Genomic DNA, 19989 nt, shown 5'->3' on the forward strand with positions numbered 1-19989 from the left:
ATGAAGGATATGACGAAAGATATTCTGGCTGGCGCCGAGAGCAGGCGCCGGAACGGTTCTGGTGATGCTCTTGGGCCGAACTCCGAAATCGGACGCAAACTCAAACAATATTACGACGCGCTGGTCTCCGACGATGTGCCGGATCGCTTTTCCCAGTTGCTTAGCCAGCTGGAACGGGCTGAACCCGCACAGAAGAAGGACTGAGGCATGGCCGCGGTCTCACAAGGCTTCAAGACCGATCTGCTTGGGGCAATCCCAAGTCTGCGCGCGTTCGCCGTGTCGCTGACGCAAAATGCCGACAAAGCCGACGACCTCGTCCAGGAAACGCTCGTCAAGGCCTGGGACAAGCATGAGAGCTTCCAGCCCGGCACCAATCTCAAGGCCTGGCTTTTCACCATCCTGCGCAACGAGTTCTATTCGCAGATGCGCAAGCGCGGGCGCGAAGTGCAGGACAGCGACGGTATCATGACGGCCAGGCTTGCCGTTCATCCGGCCCAGCACGGCCAGCTCGACCTGAAGGATTTTCGCGGCGCCCTGGAGCAATTGCCGGAGGACCAACGCGAAGCCATCATCCTCATCGGCGCATCTGGTTTCTCCTACGAGGAGGCCGCCGAGATCTGCGGTTGCGCGGTGGGAACGATCAAGAGCCGCGTCAGCCGAGCCCGTACGCGCTTGCAGGAGATCCTGAAAATATCAGGCGAGGACGAGTATGGTCCGGACGCAATTTCGGCCCAGGTAACGAGCTCGCCGGCGAGCTGACCGCGATCGTGTCTCAAGCGCGTCCGCAGGCCGCGGCGACCGCTTGCACGAGGTCTTCACCCGAATAGGGTTTGCCAACCAGCCTGACGCCCGGAAACGATGCCTTGATTTCATCGGCATCCGAATAGCCCGACGCAAACACGAAAGGTATGCCTGCCGCGCGCAGCCCGGAGGCGAAATCGATAGTTGAGGCGCCGCCCAGCATCAAGTCGACAATGGCTGCATCGAATCGCGTGGCGACCTCGCGGCCATCGACCTCGGTCAGGTCACGGGCGATCACCACCTCATCGGCGCCATGGTCGCGGCAAAGCTGCTCGACGTCCATGGCGATCAGAAATTCGTCCTCCAGGACCAGAATCCGCAATCCGTCGAGCAATGTGGGCACAGGCAAAGACTCCTTGAAACGCCGGAGTCATGATCGCTAATTCGCTTGCTGTCATTTAAAAAAGACATGTGGCAAGCGGGCGGAACCTCAATCCTTGCAACGCGTTGAAACGCGCTCTCCAAGAGCGGCTTTCGAAGGGGGGTCGAAATGTCGGTTCAGAACAATAGCGCTTTCTCCAGCCGCCAATATCCTTGCGAGAACTGCCCATTGCGGCCGTTGCCGATTTTTCGCGATTTCGAAAAACAGGAACTGGCCTTCATCAGCAAATTCAAGAAGGGCGAACTCGCAGTCGAAAAGGGTGGCACGGTGCTGGTGGAGGGAAGCCATAGCGCCCATCTCTACACGGTGCTCTCCGGCTGGGCGTTCCGCTACAAGCTGCTGCGAGACGGCCGCCGCCAGATCCTCAACTATCTCATGCCCGGTGATCTGATTGGCCTGCAAGGCAGTGTGATGGGCGAGATGCAGCATTCCGTGGAGGCACTGTCGCCGATGCTGCTGTGTGTTTTCGAGCGCGAATATCTGCATGAGCTGTACCGCAATCATCCCGGGCTGGCCTATGACATCACCTGGATCGCATCGCGTGAAGAGCGGATGCTGGACGAGAATCTGCTCAGCCTCGGGCGCCGCAGTGCGATCGAGCGCGCTGCCTATCTCATCGCCTTCATCGGCAGCCGCGCCAAGGTCGTCGGACTGAATGGCAACCAATCCGTCCAGATACCGATCACGCAACAGCACATCGCCGATACGCTTGGCCTGTCGCTGGTTCACACCAACAAGACGATCCGCAAGCTGATGGATCGCAAGCTGATCGTCTGGCGCGACGGCGGCTGCGTGGTTTCCGACAATGAAGGGCTCAAGCGGCTCGCCGGCTGGGAAGGGCTGGGTGAAGCGCGCCGGCCATTAATCTGAGGAAGCGTGTTTTGCCGGAGCCGGCGGACCGGGTGCGCGCCGATGCGTTTTCGGCTACTTTGTCCCCAATACCGGAACCTTGAGACGCGCAGCGCGTTTGAAACCAAGCAATCACAAGGAGTTAAGCCATGGCCACTGCCGCAGGAAAGACCACAAACGACGCCCGTGCAAATGCGGACCTGGAAGCCGACATCAGGCAGTTGAAGGCCGACATCGACAAGCTCACCAAACAACTGGCCAAGACCGGCGAGCATGGCTATGGCACCGCGCGCCGCGCAGCCACGGAAGGGGTCGAGCAGTTGCGTGCGCAGGGCGAAGCAGCCTTTGACAGCCTGCGCAGCAATGCCAAGGACATCGAAGCGCAGATGATGGCAAGCGTGCGTGAAAAGCCGGTGACGTCACTGGCGATCGCCGCCGGCGTAGGCTTCCTTTTCGCGCTCATCGCGCGTCGCTAGTCGCGCTCCAGATGGGAATGTTGGCAACCCTGATCTCGGGCCTCGCCTCGGGGGAAACCGTGGCCGCCATACACCGGGCGCGCACGGCGGCAATCGTCTATGTGATCGCCATGGCCGCCGCACTTTGCGGTCTCGTTTTTCTTGTCGGGGCCGCCTATATCTGGACGGCGATGCGCTATGGGCCGCTTGCCGCGGCGCTGGAGTTTGGCGTCGGTTTCCTGGTGCTTGCCGGACTTATCCTGCTGATCTACCGGATCTCCGCAGGCTCACGCGCCCGGCGCCGGGCGCAGCGCCGCAATACCGACATGAAGGCGATCGGCATCACCGCCGCACTCGCCGTGCTGCCGAGTCTGCTCAAGGGAAAAGGCGGTCTCGGCGTCATTCTGGGGCCGGCCGTGGCGCTCGCGGCCTACGCCATCTACCGCGAGAATGTGAAATCCGACGATCCGGATGAGAGCGAACGGAGATAGAGCTGTTGGGAGAGGTCACTTTGACAACTCTTCCAGCGGCATCGATATTTCGGCAAACACGCCTTCCGGCCGGAATTCATGGGTCACTTCGCTGGAAATGACCTTGGCTAGGCTGCGGCGAATGAGGATCGAGCCGAAGCCGTGCCGATCCGGCGGAGCGACTTGCGGGCCGCCGCTTTCGCGCCAGGTCAGCACAAGACGCCGGGCATCCCTCCTGCCTTGCATCCTCCAGCCGAGATCGACCCTGCCTGACGGCACCGACAGCGAGCCATATTTCAGCGCGTTGCTGGCCAGTTCATGCAGGATCAGGCCAAGCCCGACGGCCTGGTCGGGCGACAGCAGCAGGTCGTCGCCGGAGATCGTCATGCGCGGCTGCTCGGCCGTTTCGAAAGGTTTGACCTCGATCTGGACGAGTTCACTGATGCCGATGCCGCGCCACTCGCGGTCCGACAACAGATTGTGGGCGATGCCCAAGGCCTGAAGCCTGGCGCCGAACGCCTCGAGGAACTCGCTTGGCTGGCGGGCATGGCGCACGGTCTGCGTTGCCAGCGCCTGGACGGTCGCCAAAGTGTTCTTGACGCGATGGTTGAGCTCACGCAGCAGCAGCCGTTGGCGTTCGTCGCCGAGCTTACGCTCGGAGATGTCGTAGTTGACGCCGAAGATCAAGGTCGGCTTGCCGTCGCCGTCACGCTCGATGACACGGCCGCGCGTGGCGAGCCAGCGCGGCGGATGAAAGCCCTTCACCCGGTATTCGCCGAAATAGTCGTCGCTGCCGGTCAGGGCGTCGCGAAAGCGGGTTTCGGTCTGGTAGACGTCACGCGGATCGATGGCGGTGAGGATGTCGCGTGCGCGCAGCCGGTTGGATCGCGGCAGGTTGAACAGCTCCGACATCAATGTGTCGCATTCGATGATATCGGTGCGGATATCCCATGCCCAACTAGCGAGCGACGCCGCATCGAGTGCGATGGCGCGCCGTTTTTCCTCGCGAACCAGTGCAGCCTCGGCGATCGCGCCGCTGCGGGTTGCGTCCTTGAGGGTGAACAGGCTGGCAGCGAGGCCGGCGAGCGACTTCAACTGGTCGAGCTCAGCGTGGGATGGAAAACCATGCGGCGAGCGGTCGAGCACGCACAGCGTGCCGATGCGGGCACCTGCCACGATCATCGGCGCGCCGGCATAGAAGCGGACATGGTGCTTTCCGGTGACCAGCGGGTTGGTCTTGAAACGGGGATCCGTCGTTGCATCCACCACCACCATCGGTTCGTCGCCGGCGGCAATCGCATGGGCGCAAAAGGAGACGTCGGTCGCGGTTTCGGCCTCGTCCAGGCCGAAGCAGGATTTGAACCACTGCCGTTCGAGGTCGACGAGTGTGACCAGGGCCATCGGCACCTGCATCACCGCCGCGGCAAGGCTGCTGACGCGGTCGAAATCGGGATCGGCCGCCGTATCCAGCATCTCCAACCCGTGCAGCACGGCGAGCCGGTCAACATCCTTGACTGCGCGCGCAACTTCGGCGGGCAGCTCGGGCACTGTTTGCGTCTTGCCAGTCACCCCACTTGCCTCGTCCCGGTCTTCGCCGCCGCCTGCTTGCGCTGGTGCAAGGCCAGCGCGCTTTTCCGGAACCATCCTAGCGAGGAACCGTTACCCGACCATGATTTGCCGAGCGCGCCAGCTGGTGCAGAATGAGACAGGGATCGAGCATGGCCAAGATCATTCCAGAAAACAAGGCGCGGCAGGGGCGATGGGGCTGGCATGGATTTCGAATCCTGATCGCCGCATTGCTTCTGGTGTTTGCTGCGTGGGGCATTGCCGAGATTTATGGTGTGTTGATCAAGGCGCCAACCAGCGATGAACAGCATGTCCCCACGCCCAGCACCACCGAGCAGGCTCCGGCTGGCTAAAGCCGGTTTGTTCGTTGCAACGCATCGCATCAGGCGGCTCTCGATTGGGTCGCGCTCGCCGGCACCAGTACATTCAGCGCGCCAGGCTGGATTTCGATTACCGTTTCACGGTCAAGCCTGACCAATTCGCCGTCCATCACAGCGCGAAACTTGCGGCTGCTCGAATGGATTTTCAGCACCGTTCTGTTCGTCTGGTGGATTTCGACATGTTCGTTGTCGCGCCATTTGCCGCGCGCCACGTTGAAGAAAAACTTGACCAGTTCGGCGCGCTGCTTCGCCACCGTGACATAGACACCGAGTACGCCGCCCGCCGGATTGTCGGCATAAGGCAAATGGCCTTCGCCGAACAAATTGTTGGTGATGCCGATGCCGGTGATGCGTGCCGCCATTTCGGCTTCGCCGATGCTGAGCGTCACATTCATCGCAGGTGGATTGTTGATCGTCGCCCAAGCCGCTTTGGCCGAGGCGCGGATCTTTCCCAACCGCGAACCGAACTCCATCTTCTGGCGCAGTTGCACCATCTTCGCATGCATGCCGATCGAGAACTGATGTATGAAAGGTTGGCCATTGGCTGTCGCCACGTCGACCGCGATGATTTCGCCGTCGGCGAAGGATTTCAGCGCTGCATCGAGTGACTGCGGAATGCCCAACCCCCGCGCGAACAGGTTCATGGTGCCGGCCGGCAATATGGCAAGCGCCTTCTTCGTGCCCATCAGCCGGGCGGCCGCGGCGGAAATGGTCCCGTCGCCGCCACCCGCCAGCACGATGTCGACAGAGCGACGCGAAGCCACGCTGTCGAGCGTTTCCACCACCTCCTTGCCGGCGACAATTTCGATGCTGAGCGAGTGCCCTGCCGTCTCCAGCGTCTGATGCATCCTGTCGGAGAAGGCGACGAGGTCGGTGGTGCGCAAAGTGCCGCCATCCCGGTTCAGCACCGCTGCGAATTTCATACCCCGCTCCACCATGTCAAACAAAAAGCGGCCGGGACACGCCCAGCCGATGGCTGAAACGCGGCGGCGACGGAAAGGTTCCCTTGACACGAAGGGGCTTCTAAGCCGCTCGATCATTTCTGTGATTTCGATTTCCGGACGGCGCGGTTTTGTCGGAACAACAGACTGGTCACAACGTTGTGAACCTGTAGATGGCCGCGTCCGACTTTCCGGCGAAGACGCGGCGCATGAGATCAGGCACGAGGAGAGACTATCATGATCCGCAATCTTTTAGCCACGACCGCACTCGCAACACTGATCGCGACGGGCGCATATGCGCAGAATGCGACGACCCCGGCGCCGGCACAGAGCCCCGCCGTTCAGGAGTCAGGCGCCGCGACGGTCCGCGCAGAGGGCAGCATCGTCACCAACATCATCGGTGAATCCGTCTACAACGGCACCGGCGATGATGCCGAGAACATCGGCAATGTCAGCGACGTCGTCTTCGACAAGGATGGGCAGGCGAAATCCGTCGTCATCGACGTTGGCGGTTTTCTGGGTGTCGGTGCCAAGAGCGTCGCCTTCGAGTACGGCAAGCTGCAGTGGGCCGAAAAGAATGGTGACCGCTGGCTGGTAGCCCAGACGACCAAGGACGAGTTGACCGCTCAGGCGGAATTCGACAGCCAGCCCTACAGTCCGGCCCCCGCACCTGCGGCATCGACCGACGCGACCGCACCTACGGCACCTGCTACGACGGATACGGCACAAAAGCCGGCCGACATGAACGCCGCTCCGGCGGAACCGGTAAAGCGCGCGGACGGTAACCTTGCCACCAACATCATCGGTGAAGACGTATATAACGGAACCGGTGATGACGCGCAGAACATCGGCGACGTCAACGACATCGTGCTGACCAAGGAAGGCAAGGCCGAGTCCCTGGTCATCGGCGTGGGCGGTTTCCTTGGCCTCGGCGCCAAGAATGTCACCTATGATTTCTCTAAGGCGCAGTGGGCCGAGAAGAATGGCGACCGCTGGCTGGTGGCCCAGACCACCAAGGAAGAGCTGCAGGCGCAGCCCGATTTCGACCGCAAGGCCTATGATCCGGCGCCGGCCACGACGGCTTCCAACGAGCCTGCGGCCACCGCTCCGGCTGCTGTGCCGTCCGACACGACGGCTCCTGCTGTCGCTCCGGCAGACAAGACCGCCGAAGCTCCGGCAGCGACCACCCCTGACGCCTCGGCTCCCGACCAGACACAGACTGCCGCCATCGACAAGTCGACGTTGACCGAGATGCCGGTCGGCGAGATTCGTGCCGATGACCTGAAGGGCACGACTGTCTACGGCGCAAACGACGCCAGGGTTGGCGAAATCGGCGATGTCGTGCTTGCGCCTGACAACAAGACGGACGCGGTGATCGTCGACGTTGGGGGCTTCTTAGGCGTCGGTGAAAAGGAGGTCGCGGTTGGTATGGATAATCTCAAATTCATGACCGACAAGGACGGCAACAAGTACCTCTACACGACCTTCACCAAGGAACAGCTCGAGGCTCAAACCGCCTATGACAAAGGCAGTTACGCCGAACAGCGCGATCAGCAGCGCATGATCGTAAGGTAATTCTGTTCAGCCAAACGAAGCCCGCGCTGGCAACGGCGCGGGCTTTATTTATGTGTGGCCAGGTTGCAGGCCAGCGGCATGGCCGACGAGGCCGTTCTGGGTCAATTCGGCGAGTGCCAACGACTGGTCGAGATGTTCGGCCCGCCAGGCGAGCAGCCGTTCGGCGAATTCCAGGCGCACGGTGAGATGGCCGGGGTCGGCCGCGAGATTGTCCAGCTCGCCCGGATCGCTTTTTAGATCAAAGAGCAGCGGCGGCAGATTGCCGCCGAAATGCACATATTTGAAATGTTCCGTGCGGATAACGGCGAGGTTGCATTGGCGTGCGGCGATGCCGAAATGGTTTTCGGCCTCGCCCGCGGCAATCGAGCGGAAGTCAAACTCCCAATGCGCGGCATCGCGCCAGGCCGCAGGGGTTTCTCCGCCCAGGAACGGCTTCAGCGAGGCGCCGTCGAGATGCGGCGCGGGCTTTTCGCCGAGCAGGTCGAGAAGCGTCGGCAAAATGTCGACCGCTTCGGTGAAGCTGTCGACACTGCCGCCGGTCGCCTTGCCTTGGCGCGGATCGCGAATGATCAGCGGAATGTGGTAGCTGCCGTCGAAATAGCCGCCCTTGCCCAGCATGAAATGGTCGCCCATCATCTCGGCATGGTCCGAGGTCAGAACGATGATGGTGTCGTCCCACGCGCCTGCGGCCTTGACCGCTTTCCAGACGCGGCCGAGCTGCGCATCGACCTCGGAAATCATGCCGTAATAGATCGCGCGGATGCGGCGAAAATCGTCTTCGCTCCAGTCGTGCACCTTGCCTCTGGCGTCTGGGCGGAATTTTATCTGTTTCTGCCGGCCGAGATCATAGGCAAGGTAGGGATGGTTTTCCGCCTCTTCGTGCCAGCTTGCCGCGCGCCGGAAGGCCGGGCCGTCAGCCGGATCGTACATCGTGTTGTAGGGCTCCGGCACAATGAAAGGCGGGTGCGGGCTGATGAAGGAAAGATGCGCGAACCACGGCGTGGCGTCCTCCTGTTCGCCAAGCCAACGCGTGAATTCGCCGGTCAGGAAAGCCGCCGGCGTTTGTTGCCCGGAGTAGACGGGCGGCGCGTTGCTGATGGTCCCGGCCACGCCGTCGGCCAGCGGACGGTGGATGTCGGGAGACCCGGCGCTGGCGTCGACACCTTGCAGCTCCAGCCAGGATAGCCATTGCTTCTGGTGCTCGGGCAGCAACTGGCGCACGGTAAAGCCCGGCAGCACGCCTTCATAGCTTTGCAGCCGCGGATCGCCCGGCGCCAGCAGGCGCGGATCGAGCGAGACGTCGGTGTAGCCGAACAGCGTCGGATCATAGCCCAGGGCGCGAGCCGAGAGCGCGATGTTGCCGTGGCGAGCGTCGAGCGGCGTGCCGTTGCGGCAGACGCGGTTGTTCATCTGGTAGAGGCCGGTGTAGAGGCAGGCGCGAGCGGGCGAACAGGGTGCTGCGCCGCCATAGTGCCGCTTGAACAGCACACCCTCCGCGGCCAAAGCGTCGGTATTGGGCGTCTGCACGACCGGATGGCCGGCTGCGGACAGACAATCGCCACGCCACTGATCGCATGTGATCAGGAGAATGTTGGGCCGCCCGGCTTTTCCAGTCACTCACGATACCTTTTTCGCGGGATGTCGAACGCCGTTCATGGAACCGAATTCCGGCCACGGCGCAAGCCCGACTCTGCGGGCCAATTGGTGAACGAACCTTGTTCCATCGTTCACTTTTACGACACAGTCCATTCTGTGTTTGCCGCCTTTGCCTAAACTGCTCTGGTCCTCATATTGGCGTGGACAGCGGCGAGGGCCGCACATGCACCAAGGAAGGAGCAAGACAATGCTCGACCAGATCAAGGGCCTGCATCACGTCACATCGATGGCCAGGGATGCCCGCCAGAACAACGAATTCTTCACCAGGAAACTCGGCCAGCGCCGGGTCAAGAAGACCGTCAATTTCGACGCGCCCGACGTCTACCACCTCTATTATGGTGACGAGGCCGGCACGCCGGGTTCGGTGATGACCTATTTCCCTTTCCCCGATATAGGCAAGGGCCGGCATGGGGTCGGGGAAGTCGGAACCACCGTCTACTCGGTGCCGGAAGGCACGCTTGGCTATTGGGAAAGCCGTTTTGCCGATGAGGGCGTCACCGGCCTCTCGCGCGAAGAGACCTTCGGCGAGAAGCGCCTGGCTTTTGCCGGACCGGATGGTGACGGCTTCGCTCTGGTCGAGGGCAAGGGTGACGGCAGAGCGCCCTGGGCGAAAGGCGGTGTTCCGGTCGACCAGGCGATCCGCGGTTTCCATTCGGTATCGCTCAGGCTGAAGGATGGCGGCGCCACTGAGGAGCTGCTGAAGTTCATGGGCTATGAGGAAGTCGATAAGTCCGGCAACCTCAGGCGGCTGGCGGTGAAGAACGGCAATGGCGCCGACGTCATCGACATCGAATCGCTGCCGAGCACGGCCTTCGCCGATCTCGGTGCCGGCTCTGTCCATCACGTCGCCTTCGCGGTCGAGAACCGCGCCAGGCAGCTTGAGGTGCGCAAGGCGTTGATGGACACCGGCTATGGGGTGACGCCAGTAATCGATCGCGACTACTTCTGGGCGATCTATTTCCGCACACCGGGTGGCGTGCTGTTCGAAGTCGCCACCAACGAGCCGGGTTTCGATCGCGACGAGGATACCGCTCATTTGGGCGAGGCGCTGAAGCTGCCGTCGCAGCACCAGCACCTGCGGCCGTATCTGGAACAGCATCTGCAGAAACTGGAAGGCTGAAGGTCATGAGCAAGGACGCTTACATCCACAAGCTGCTGCCCGGTTCGCCGGGCGGTCCATTGCTGTTCGTCTTCCATGGCACTGGAGGCGATGAGAGCCAGCTTCTGTCGCTGGGGCGCGATCTCGCGCCCCAGGCAACCATTATCTCGCCGCGCGGCGATGTGTCCGAACAAGGTGCTGCGCGCTTCTTCCGCCGCACCGGCGAGGGCGTCTACGACATGGAGGATCTGGCACGGGCGACGATCAGGATGGCGGGCTTCGTCAAAGTCCATGTCGAAGCAGCGAAGCCATCGGCCGTGCTGGGTCTCGGCTATTCCAACGGCGCGAATGTCCTGGCCTCGGTGGTGTTCGCGGTTCCAGCGCTGTTCGACGCGTCGGTGTTGATGCATCCGCTGATCCCGTTCGAGCCGCAGGTGAAGGGCAGTCTCGCCGGCCGCCATATTCTGATGACCGCCGGCAAGCGCGACCCGATCTGCCCGCCGAACCTGACCACGCGACTCGAGGCATATTTGCGTGCCGACGGCGCCGATGTCACAGTGGAATGGCACGATGGCGGGCACGAGGTGCGGCCAAACGAGATCGAGGCGGCACGGCGGTTCTTTGCCGATGCTGCCCAAGGAGCATAGCGATGCCTGACCAACTGCCTGAGATCGAACTTGAGGATCGCGGTTCCAAGGGCCGCTATGTCCTGCGTGGACCCGATGGCGCCGAGGCCGAGATGACCTTCACCAAGATCGGTGAGCACCAGATCATCATCGACCACACCGAGGTGCCGGACGTCTTTCGCGGCCAGGGTGCCGGGCTTCGCCTCGTCACCCGCGCCGTCGAGGATGCGCGTGCGGCGGGCAAGAAGATCATCCCGCTCTGCCCGTTCGCCAACGCCCAGTTTCGCCGCCATCAGGAATGGGCCGACGTGCTGAAGCAATAGGGGTTTCGTCGCTTGGAAACGGTGCGGAAATCCCCACAGGGATGACTTTGGCATTTGTGCGGGTAGCGCATCCTGCCTAAGTGGATATGATCGCAGCCACCTTGCCGACAAACGAACCGAATGATCCCCTATGACCGAAACCGACCTCGTTCCCGTCTTCGACGGCCACAACGATACGTTGCTCAGACTCCATCAGTCAAAAGACACGGACGTCGAAAAGCTGTTCATCGAGGGGAAATCGGGCGGCCATATCGACCTGCCGCGTGCCAAAGCCGGCGGCTTCGCCGGCGGCATGTTCGCCATCTTTCCGCCGCCTGTCGAGAAATCCAGGCGCGGCGCCGTGCCCCTGGCGCCGAGTGCCGCCGAGCCGCTGCCGCCCGAGGTTCCGCGCAATGAGGCGCTGACCTCGACCATCGCGATGGCCTCGATCCTGTTCAGGCTGGAACGGGCCGGAGCGCTCACCGTCTGCCGCAGCGCCGGCGATGTGCGCGGTGCCATGGCGCAAGGCTCGATCGCCGCGGTGTTCCACATCGAAGGGGTCGAGGCGATCGATCCCGAGCTCACCATGCTCGACGTGCTGCATGAAGCCGGCCTGCGTTCCCTCGGCATCGTCTGGAGCCGGCCGAACGCCTTCGGCCACGGCGTGCCGTTCCGCTTCCCGTCCTCGCCCGACACCGGCCCCGGCCTCACCGATGCCGGCAAGGCGCTGGTCAAGGCCTGCAACCAGTTGAAGATCATGATCGATCTCTCGCATCTCAACGAGAAGGGCTTTCGCGATGTCGCGGCGCTCAGCGATGCGCCGCTGGTCGCGACCCATTCCAACGTGCACGCGATCTGCGGCCATTCGCGCAACTTGACCGACTGGCAGCTCGGCGCGATCCGCGAAACCGGCGGCATGGTCGGGCTGAACTTCGCAACCGGCTTCCTGCGCGAGGATGGTCGCATGAATGCCGACACAAGCCTCGACATCATGGTGCGGCATATCGATTCGCTGCTGCAGGCACTGGGTGAGGACGGCGTTGGTCTTGGCTCCGATTTCGACGGCGCCATGATCCCGGCCGTCATCGGGGATGTCGCCGGCCTGCCGAAGCTGATCGATGCATTGGCGGCACGCGGTTTCGGCCGCGCACTGATCGAAAAAATCGCCTATCGCAACTGGCTCAATATGCTCGAGAAAACGATAGGTTAGAGACAGCCTGCGGCATGGCGTGTGCGGCCCGCCGGCATATGTCGACAAGGACATACTTCGTCGGTGGAAGCCGGATGCGATTGGGTGGATAGCCGGCAATGCTGAAGACCTTCACGGATGAGGGCGGCGAATTCGAGCGAACCGATGTCGTCATCGTCGGTGCGGGTTTCACAGGCCTGTCGGCGGCGCTCGAGATGAAGAAGGCCGACATCGATTTCATTCTGCTCGAAGCAGGCGACCGCGTCGGCGGACGCGTCGAGTCCCGCCTGAACGGACTTGGCGAACGGATCGATAGTGGCGGCCAGTTCCTGTGCGAGGACATGCCGGAATTGATGGCGCTGATCGAGGCGCGCGGCAAGACGCTGGTTGAAACCTATGTCGATGGCGATTTCATCACCCAGCCGACGATGTCCGTACAACGAGCAGAGCGGATCTATGACGCGGCAATGGCAATCCGCGAGCGCATGAACGGGATCGATCCGGACGACGTCTCGATTGCCGGACTGACCGTTGCCGACTGGCTTGCCCGCCAGCGCGATTCGGCCGACGCCAGGGCCGTCTTCCGTTCGATGATCGAAGGTCTCGGGTGCATGGCGCTGGATCAGATTCCTCTCTGGTATCTGATCGACAATGACCGACGCGTCACCAACGAGGTGCCGGAGCTGCAATATTTCGTGCGCGAAACCATGCATTCACTGGCCGACGATCTGGCCCGCGACCTTGGCGATCGGTTGCGGCTCAGCGAGCCGGTCACGCGCATCGAGCATAGTTCGCAAGGTGTTCTTGTCGTTTCGGCCGGGGGTGCCATCGAGGCGCGCACGGTTCTGGTTGCCGTCCCCCCGGCGACGGTGACGGAGCTCGCCTTTGCTCCCGCCTTGCCAGCTGGACTGGGGCGGGCGCTCGGCGCCTGGAAAAGCGGCGCGGCTATCAAGATCCTGGTGCGCTATGCCAAACCGTTTTGGCGCGGGCGGGATTTGAACGGCATGGTGATGTGGCTCGATCCGCCGGGGCTGTTTGCCTGCGACGCCGGCAAGGATGCGGAGCATGCCGCGCTCGTCGTGTTCGTCGGCGGGTCGCTCGCGCTGCGCTGGCGTGACCTCGGCGAGGTGGAACTGCGTGCGGAGGTGACCGGCCGGTTGGAGGCAGCCCTTGGTCCGGATGCCGGTGATGTCATCGATTTCAGTTTGCGTGACTGGGTAGGAGATCGCTGGAGCGGCGGCGCGTACAGCGATCTTGTTGTCGACGTGACAGCAAGAGATGCCGAGCGAACGATCCTTGCCGGCGCACCGCCGGTGTATCTCGCCTGTTCAGAACTCTCGCCGTCGTTTCCGGGGTACGTCGAGGGCGCCATCATTGCCGGGCGTATCGCCGCGCACAAGATCATTGCCGAGCTTCAAGCTCCGGTCTGAGCCTGGTCTTTTCGAAAAACTGTTTGGCAAGATCGGGTCAGGTTGCGCCTCGAGCCCGAGCGCCGTCGAAGCTATGCCCGATTTTGCCCGACTTCGCCCGAATGCTGTTTCCAATTCGTTACAGTGCCAGGCCTTCGCCACCCCATCGCCGTTACAAAGTGCGGATAAGTTCATTTCACCGCCAAAAGAAACTCAGCGAAGGGGAAGGCAATGCATGCGAAAATCCAGACGATCCGCGGCGAGAGCCGCCTTCAGGCTCCAGAGCGCAATGACCGCCGTCCGAAACTGGCGCTGCGCCAGCGGGCCAGCGACCACCCCATGGCGATGTTCATGGTGCTGGCTGCTTGCGCCTTCGTCGGCATGGCGTTCACGCCGACAATCGGGCCGACCTTCGCTTCGTTGAATCCGCCGTCCAATCTCATCGACGGCGCGCAGACGACGACCAGGACCGCGCGTCTGCCGGTACCGGTGACCGACTTCGCCTGCAAGGGCCAGGCCTGGGGTGCCGAGAGTATCGATTGCCTGCGCGCAATCGCCGAACAGTCCGGAACACACAAGAGCCGCGCCATCCGCATGATCGCCACTGCCGCACCGTTGGCCGACACGCCGAATATTTTCTGATTTTATCGTAGCCTGATCCGAAACCGTTCCCGTTTTGGGATCATGTTCTGGACTCCCCGAGCGCTCCCTCCAGCGCGCTCTTCTTCGGCCCCCGCCCCCGGGGGCCTCTTTTTATTCTTTAAAGGCCGCCTGTTCGGCAATGGCGGACAGCACACTGCGCACATCAAGCGTGCTGAACGGCTTTTCCAGGATCTGCGGCCGCTGCTGTGCCGGCAGGGCCTCGATTTCGGCTTTCGCACCGATCAGGTCGCCTGTAACCAGCACGAAACGCCGCGCCAGGTCAGGCTTTTCGGCGAGCAGCTCGCGATAGATCGATATGCCGCTGACGCCGGGCATGCGCAGGTCCGAAAAGACGATGTCCGGCGGCATGTGGCCGCTCAAAGTGGCGGCGGCCGATTCCCAGACAGGAACGATCCGCGACTTGATGCCCATCAGTTCGAGTATGTCGGAGAGCGAGCCGGCGACATCCGGCTCGTCGTCGATGATCAAGGCATGGCGCAGGCCGCTCGATCGCGGCTGGTTGTCGCCGGCGGTGGCGAGGCCGGCCACGATGGCCGGCAGCTGGACGACGAAACGCGCGCCTCTCGGGAGCACTTCCTCGAACCAGACATTGCCATTGTGCCGCTCGATGATCGATTTCGAGATCGACAGGCCGATGCCGGTGCCGACGCCGACCGGCTTGGTGGTGAAATAGGATTCGAAGATGCGGCCGCGGATCGCTTCCGGCACGCCGGGCCCATTGTCCTCGACCGAGAAGCAGGGATGACCGCGGTTGCTGCGGAACGTCCGCACCTTGATCAGCCGGTCACCGGCAATGCCAGCCAAGGCGTGCTGGCTGTTGATGAGGAAGTTGGCCGCTACCTGCGTTACATGATCGGCGTCGGCCATGGCCAGCAGCGGGCCGGCGGCGAAATCGGTGTCGATGACGATGCCGCTTGAGCGCGCGCCATAAGCGGTCACTTCGAGTGCCGACCGGATCACCTGGTTGAGGTCGGTCTCGGCCTGTGCCGCGGGATGGAGGCGGACCATCGACAGGAAGCTCTTGACGATGCGGCCGCAGCGCTCGGCCGCGGCACGCACCTTCTCGGCGCGCACCTTGGTCTGCGGATCGGAAGCGAATTCGTGCAGCAGCGTCGATTGCGCCACAACCACGGCCAGGGGATTGTTGAGCTCGTGCGATACGCCGGCCAGCAACGAACCCATCGCCGCCATCTTCTCGTTCTGGTGCAGCTTCTCGCGCTGCCGGCCGATTTCCTCCTCCGCACGCAATTTGTCGCGCAGGTCGCGGATGGAGCCGAAGATCAGGCGGCGGTCGGCGACCCGCATCTCGGTCGCCGTCAGCTCGATCGGGAACACTTCGCCGGCGGCATTCTGGGTCACCGTCTCGAGCCTTTGGCCGACCATCGGCGCGCCGCGGCCGGACATGTATTCGGCCCCCGAAGCATAGCCCTTGCGGTAATAGATCGGCACGATCGTATCGAGCAGATCCTTGCCTAGAATGTCGCTGCGCTGGAAGCCGAACATCTTCTCGGCGGCCGGATTGAATTCGATGATCGAGCCGGTCTCGTCGATGACGACGATGGCATCGAGCGAGGCCTGCAGCATAGTGCGGCGAATGACCTCGCTGGCATGGGCGTCGGAGGGCGAGCGCTCGATGGCGTCGCCGATAGCCAGGGCGATGATGTGCAGCGTCGCCTCTTCCTCGTCGGTCCATGCACGCTCGCTGACGCAGTCATTGACCGCCAGCGTGCCCCAGAGATGGCCATGCGCGAAGACCGAGACCGAGAGGAACGACTTGATGTTCTGCTTCTCGAAATCGGTCCTCAGGAAGCCTTCGAGGTCGCGCGTATGGCCGGCGAAGATCTTGCCTTGCCTCTCGTCCTCGGCAAGCCGCTCCAGCAGGGGGTCCGAATTGACGATCGATTGCATGATGACGGTCGGCGATGCCAGTTCGCCGCCGAAAAGAGGGTCGATCCAATAGGCGGCGACGGATTGGGCGAAGCCCTGGCCTGGCAGTTCGCGCAAGCGAAACAGGATGCCGCGCTGGCAATCCATGGCCCGGCAGAGCGTTTCCAGTATGCCGTCCATCTCGCGCTGCCAGTCGCCGGCCTCGCGCAGCCGGCGAACGACGCGCACGGCCGCCATGGCCGCGCCCTGCCTGAACCCTTGCATATCGGTGCTTGCTGCTTCAGCGATCATCTTGTGCTGTCATTCCGGAGTCGCGCCAATTCGGAGTCGTGCCAATTCCGGCTGGCGAGCAACCGAATCCTTCTGGCCCGGTGCTCAGTTGCCGTCGCCGGTCGGCAGCGAGAAGATATAGCCCTCGCCGCGCACCGTGCGCAGGAATTTCGGATTGGCGGGATCGGCCTCGATCTTCTTACGCAGCCGCATGATGCGAATGTCGACGGCGCGCGACGATTCCGGATCTTCGGTGAAACCGATCGCCTCGGAGATAGCGGCGCGTGTCAGCAGCCGGTTGGCGCGGGTGAGGAAAATCTCCAGCACGTCGAACTCACTCTTGGCCATGTCGATCACCGCGCCATTGGCACCGGTGACCAGCCTGCCGTCGAGATCGGCCTGAAAGGGCCCGAAGGCAACGGAACGGCGATCCGTCCCGGCCTTCTTGTCCTGGAGCTCCTTCGGCTGGGGAACGCGGCGCAACACGCTGCGCACCCTGGCCAGCACTTCGCGCAATTCGTAGGGCTTGACGATGTAATCGTCGGCACCGAGTTCCAGCCCGACGATGCGGTCGAGCGCGGTGCCGGCCGCTGTCGCATAGATGATGCCGATCGGCAGTTTCGAACGCAGCCAGCGGCCGAGCGAGAGGCCGTCCTCGCCCGGCATGGCGATGTCGAGAATGGCGAGATGGAACGATTGCGTTTCAACGAGGCTGCGCGCAGCGGCAGCACTTTCGGCGGTGGCCACCTCATAGCCGGCGGCGCCAAGATATTCGGCGACCGCGTCCCGTAGATCGGGCTCGTCCTCGACGATGACAATTCTTGCCCGCACGATGCTTTCGCTCCCACTTTCAGTGGAAAGTAGATTGGGTATAAACATCATGTCCAGCACTCATATCCGGGTTGCCAGGGAACGGTTGGAAAACATGGCTGCACGATCCGTCATTGCGCTCGTTTCGGTAGCCGAAGTGGTGGCGACCGAACTCGCCGACCATCTCGAGCGGCGCGGTCACGATGTGCATCAGGCGCGCCAGCCCTGGGAGGCCGAATCGCTGTTGTCGGGAAAGGGCATCGACGTCGTCGTCGTCGGCGACAGTCTCAGCCAGGCGGAGGGGCGGGACCTGCTCCGGCGTTATGGCGGCCAAGGTGGGGGCGGTGAGGGCGGACCGGATTTCATTCTGATCTGCCGCCCGGCCGATCTTGTCGACAAGGTGCTGGCGCTGGAGCTTGGTGCGGCCGACGTCGTCGAGAGCCCGCTCAATGTCCGTGAACTGGCCGCCCGTGTCGGCGGTCTGCTTTCGCGCCGCGGCAGGGGCACCCAGGAACTGATCGTGCTGGAGAACGCGACCGTCGATCTGAGATCGGCCATGGTCATGCATCGCTCCGGCTCCGAGGAACAGCTTTCGCCTGGCCAGGTGGCCCTGCTCAGGTTGTTCCTGGCCAGTCCGCGCAAGGTGCTGACGCGTGACGATATCATCGCCGCGGCACCGGCCGAAAACGCCGACGCCTTCGATCGCTCGATCGATTCGCGCATCGTGCGGCTGCGCCGCAAGCTCGACACCGACACCATCACCACAATACGTGGCGCCGGCTATCGGTTCGATCCGCCGCGGCAATTTGCCGACTGACTGCCTGCTACTGGCGCAATCCCTTTTTTCGGGCATCGGATTTTCCATCTCTGGGCCCGATGCTCTTGACGCTCAGCGTACCAGCAGAAGCGATGGCCCCACCGGCATGTCACTGCCCATGGTGAGTTCGCTTGCATGGGCGCGGTCCCTGAGCAGCACGGTAGCAAGACCGGCAAAGCCGAGCAGGCCCTGGGCGTAAAGCAGTGCGGACAGCACCGAAGCAGCGAATTTCGTTTTCATCGTCGCAGTTCCCCAAATGCCAATTCTTCAAAAATGAACCTGTTGCGGGTCTCTTCAGGATACCCCCGAAGTGCCCGCGCCGCCCACGGAGCCCCCCGTCGCGGCGCGGGCCTTCGGTCCTCTCGGCAGCAAGTTGCCGGAGGCGCCGCGCAAACCCGTCAGCCTAAGGCGACCCGCCAGAGGGCCTTGAGCCGGGCGATGCGCAGGCTGGAAACAATCCAGACCGTGGCGAAAAACAGTGCGGTATGCAGCGTCGAAATCTCGCCCGAAGTCATCGCGCCGAGCCTTGTCAGCGGGGTGCCGGCAACCGTGCCGACGCCGCCGATGACCGCTGCCGCGATGCTGATCCTGAGAAGCCAGGACAGCGCGTTTGATTTCGTCCTCATGTTCGTTACCGGCTGTTTTCGTTGCGTCAACTTTGCTCGCGGCCCGTATCCGGATCATGCCGCTTGGAGCCGCGCTTTGTTGCAGGTTGGTTTCGATGCTGACGCTTGATCTTTCACATGACACCAATTCGCACTTTCGTTTGGAGGCGGATACTCATGTTCCCGACTCCTAGTCTTGGCTGGGTGGGTCTGCCGAGCCTGTTCCAGCCAGGTTATAAGGAGGCGTTTGTTAACCAGCGGAAACAGATTCGAAACAGAAACGAGCGTTTTGCGAAATCTTCTCGAAACATGACGTTGGGATAAGCGGCCATCGAATTGGAGCCGGCCCAACCGGCAGAGAGAGGGGACTTCATTATGCACACCGCCATTTCCGCCAAGCTCATCAACATCACCGCCGCTGCCTTGACTGGTGCAGCACTGCTGCTCGGCGCCGGCTCGGGTGCGGCGCACGCCGCCAACAAGATCGTGGCGCGCGTTTCGCTTTCGCAGCAGATCATGGAAGTCTCCGTCGACGGCCGGCCGACCTTCGCCTGGAAAGTCTCCACCGGCGACCGGGCCCATGTGACGCCGACCGGCTCGTTCAAGCCGACCCGCATGCATGAGATGTGGTATTCGAAGAAATATGACAACGCCCCGATGCCGCACTCGGTCTTCTTCAGCGGCGGCTATGCGGTACACGCGACCTACGCGATCAAGCGCCTCGGCCAGCCGGCTTCGCATGGCTGCGTGCGGCTGCACCCCGACAACGCGGCCGATTTCTACCAGCTCGTCGAAACCTTCGGGGCGACCAACACCAGCATCGTCATCGTCAAGTAGCAGGCTGGAAGCGGTGGCGTGTCAGCATGCTGGCGCGCCTCGAGGCTCCCACCGGAAAACGCTGCGGTATCGAGCACAGCTCGAACCGAGGTATTGCGTACAGCTCAAACCGGCGGTATCGAGCAAAGCTCGAACCGGGGTATCGAGCCCAGCCAAAAAGAAAAGAGGCCGGAAAGTTTCCGGCCTCTCAGACTGCTGACAAACCCCGTCGATTTTCGGCGGGGTTTTTTGTTATGTGATTGAAGTGTCTTGGACTGTTTGTGTCAGGAGATTTTGACAAGAGGCATTGAGCCTCATGCGCGGGCCGGCTTGGGCTTCGGGCACAGGCAAAGGGCGATCTTTTTGATGTTCTGGGCGGCGGCGGCGATCAGGCACTGGCAGGCGACCTTGGTGAGACTTC

The 19989-nt window shown here is 62.5% G+C and carries 23 protein-coding genes; 15 read left to right on the forward strand and 8 right to left on the reverse strand.

The features are described 5' to 3' along the window. Positions 1-204 (forward strand): NepR family anti-sigma factor, encoded by a 204-nt coding sequence (locus tag NP945_RS20955; RefSeq protein WP_127269630.1) that lies wholly within the window; start codon positions 1-3, stop codon positions 202-204. Positions 205-207: 3 nt separating this feature from the next. Beyond that, a complete protein-coding gene (locus NP945_RS20960; RefSeq protein WP_013529285.1) occupies positions 208-759 on the forward strand; it encodes an RNA polymerase sigma factor in 552 nt (183 codons plus the stop codon). Positions 760-772: 13 nt separating this feature from the next. On the opposite strand, the gene NP945_RS20965 is transcribed toward NP945_RS20960, so the two are convergent. Next, the gene (locus NP945_RS20965) at positions 773-1084 is read right to left on the reverse strand and encodes a response regulator (protein ID WP_050580453.1); all 312 of its coding nucleotides are present in this window, start codon (positions 1082-1084) and stop codon (positions 773-775) included. A 207-nt stretch (positions 1085-1291) separates the two neighbouring features. Here NP945_RS20965 and NP945_RS20970 point away from each other — a divergent pair, with 207 nt between their 5' ends. From NP945_RS20970 to NP945_RS20980, 3 genes are all read left to right on the forward strand, one after another. Continuing rightward, the gene (locus tag NP945_RS20970) at positions 1292-2053 is read left to right on the forward strand and encodes a Crp/Fnr family transcriptional regulator (protein ID WP_256747408.1); all 762 of its coding nucleotides are present in this window, start codon (positions 1292-1294) and stop codon (positions 2051-2053) included. 128 nt (positions 2054-2181) lie between these two features. Beyond that, positions 2182-2508, forward strand: a complete 327-nt coding sequence (locus NP945_RS20975; protein WP_256747409.1) for a YqjD family protein — start codon at positions 2182-2184, stop codon at positions 2506-2508. A gap of 11 nt (positions 2509-2519) precedes the next feature. Then, positions 2520-2978 (forward strand): hypothetical protein, encoded by a 459-nt coding sequence (locus NP945_RS20980; RefSeq protein ID WP_256747410.1) that lies wholly within the window; start codon positions 2520-2522, stop codon positions 2976-2978. A 15-nt stretch (positions 2979-2993) separates the two neighbouring features. Here the strand turns inward: NP945_RS20980 and NP945_RS20985 are convergent, their stop codons facing one another. Next, the gene (locus NP945_RS20985; RefSeq protein WP_256747411.1) at positions 2994-4505 is read right to left on the reverse strand and encodes an HWE histidine kinase domain-containing protein; all 1512 of its coding nucleotides are present in this window, start codon (positions 4503-4505) and stop codon (positions 2994-2996) included. Positions 4506-4675: 170 nt separating this feature from the next. On the opposite strand from NP945_RS20985, the gene NP945_RS20990 reads away from it, so the two are divergent. Next, positions 4676-4876 (forward strand): hypothetical protein, encoded by a 201-nt coding sequence (locus NP945_RS20990; RefSeq protein ID WP_127269171.1) that lies wholly within the window; start codon positions 4676-4678, stop codon positions 4874-4876. Positions 4877-4905: 29 nt separating this feature from the next. Here the strand turns inward: NP945_RS20990 and NP945_RS20995 are convergent, their stop codons facing one another. Next, positions 4906-5826 (reverse strand): diacylglycerol kinase family protein, encoded by a 921-nt coding sequence (locus NP945_RS20995; RefSeq protein WP_256747412.1) that lies wholly within the window; start codon positions 5824-5826, stop codon positions 4906-4908. A 255-nt stretch (positions 5827-6081) separates the two neighbouring features. On the opposite strand from NP945_RS20995, the gene NP945_RS21000 reads away from it, so the two are divergent. Beyond that, complete coding sequence (locus NP945_RS21000; protein WP_256747413.1) at positions 6082-7419, forward strand: PRC-barrel domain-containing protein; 1338 nt, start codon at positions 6082-6084, stop codon at positions 7417-7419. Positions 7420-7467: 48 nt separating this feature from the next. Here NP945_RS21000 and NP945_RS21005 read toward each other — a convergent pair whose 3' ends face one another. After that, positions 7468-9036 (reverse strand): alkaline phosphatase family protein, encoded by a 1569-nt coding sequence (locus NP945_RS21005; RefSeq protein ID WP_256747414.1) that lies wholly within the window; start codon positions 9034-9036, stop codon positions 7468-7470. Positions 9037-9262: 226 nt separating this feature from the next. On the opposite strand from NP945_RS21005, the gene NP945_RS21010 reads away from it, so the two are divergent. The 6 genes from NP945_RS21010 to NP945_RS21035 all read left to right on the forward strand — a co-directional run bounded on the left by NP945_RS21010 (position 9263) and on the right by NP945_RS21035 (position 14342). Continuing rightward, positions 9263-10195: a VOC family protein gene (locus NP945_RS21010; protein ID WP_256747415.1), complete on the forward strand. Its 933-nt coding sequence runs from the start codon at positions 9263-9265 to the stop codon at positions 10193-10195. A 5-nt stretch (positions 10196-10200) separates the two neighbouring features. Further along, on the forward strand, positions 10201-10821 hold the full coding sequence (locus tag NP945_RS21015; protein ID WP_256747416.1) for an alpha/beta hydrolase: 621 nt from the start codon (positions 10201-10203) through the stop codon (positions 10819-10821). Positions 10822-10823: 2 nt separating this feature from the next. Continuing rightward, on the forward strand, positions 10824-11123 hold the full coding sequence (locus NP945_RS21020; protein ID WP_127322535.1) for a GNAT family N-acetyltransferase: 300 nt from the start codon (positions 10824-10826) through the stop codon (positions 11121-11123). Between the two features lie 130 nt (positions 11124-11253). Then, positions 11254-12312 carry a dipeptidase gene (locus NP945_RS21025; protein WP_256747417.1) on the forward strand — a complete coding sequence of 353 codons (1059 nt, stop codon included), beginning with the start codon at positions 11254-11256 and terminating at the stop codon, positions 12310-12312. Between the two features lie 98 nt (positions 12313-12410). Next, positions 12411-13721: a flavin monoamine oxidase family protein gene (locus NP945_RS21030; protein WP_256747418.1), complete on the forward strand. Its 1311-nt coding sequence runs from the start codon at positions 12411-12413 to the stop codon at positions 13719-13721. 210 nt (positions 13722-13931) lie between these two features. Next, positions 13932-14342, forward strand: a complete 411-nt coding sequence (locus NP945_RS21035; RefSeq protein WP_256747419.1) for a hypothetical protein — start codon at positions 13932-13934, stop codon at positions 14340-14342. 111 nt (positions 14343-14453) lie between these two features. On the opposite strand, the gene NP945_RS21040 is transcribed toward NP945_RS21035, so the two are convergent. Together NP945_RS21040 and NP945_RS21045 are read right to left on the reverse strand one after the other, a co-directional pair. Then, positions 14454-16541 carry an ATP-binding protein gene (locus tag NP945_RS21040; RefSeq protein ID WP_256747420.1) on the reverse strand — a complete coding sequence of 696 codons (2088 nt, stop codon included), beginning with the start codon at positions 16539-16541 and terminating at the stop codon, positions 14454-14456. A gap of 84 nt (positions 16542-16625) precedes the next feature. Then, on the reverse strand, positions 16626-17399 hold the full coding sequence (locus NP945_RS21045; RefSeq protein ID WP_206517176.1) for a response regulator: 774 nt from the start codon (positions 17397-17399) through the stop codon (positions 16626-16628). A 46-nt stretch (positions 17400-17445) separates the two neighbouring features. On the opposite strand from NP945_RS21045, the gene NP945_RS21050 reads away from it, so the two are divergent. Further along, positions 17446-18147, forward strand: coding sequence for a response regulator transcription factor (locus tag NP945_RS21050; protein WP_127271440.1), 702 nt, complete (start codon positions 17446-17448; stop codon positions 18145-18147). Between the two features lie 72 nt (positions 18148-18219). Here the strand turns inward: NP945_RS21050 and NP945_RS21055 are convergent, their stop codons facing one another. Beyond that, complete coding sequence (locus NP945_RS21055; RefSeq protein ID WP_081738724.1) at positions 18220-18387, reverse strand: hypothetical protein; 168 nt, start codon at positions 18385-18387, stop codon at positions 18220-18222. 158 nt (positions 18388-18545) lie between these two features. Beyond that, positions 18546-18773, reverse strand: a complete 228-nt coding sequence (locus NP945_RS21060) for a hypothetical protein (protein WP_256747421.1) — start codon at positions 18771-18773, stop codon at positions 18546-18548. Positions 18774-19127: 354 nt separating this feature from the next. On the opposite strand from NP945_RS21060, the gene NP945_RS21065 reads away from it, so the two are divergent. Next, positions 19128-19589, forward strand: a complete 462-nt coding sequence (locus NP945_RS21065) for a L,D-transpeptidase (RefSeq protein WP_023811018.1) — start codon at positions 19128-19130, stop codon at positions 19587-19589. Positions 19590-19989 lie beyond the last annotated feature (400 nt).

The sequence above is a fragment of the Mesorhizobium sp. LMG17149 genome, from assembly GCF_024518695.1.
Lineage (GTDB): Bacteria > Pseudomonadota > Alphaproteobacteria > Rhizobiales > Rhizobiaceae > Mesorhizobium.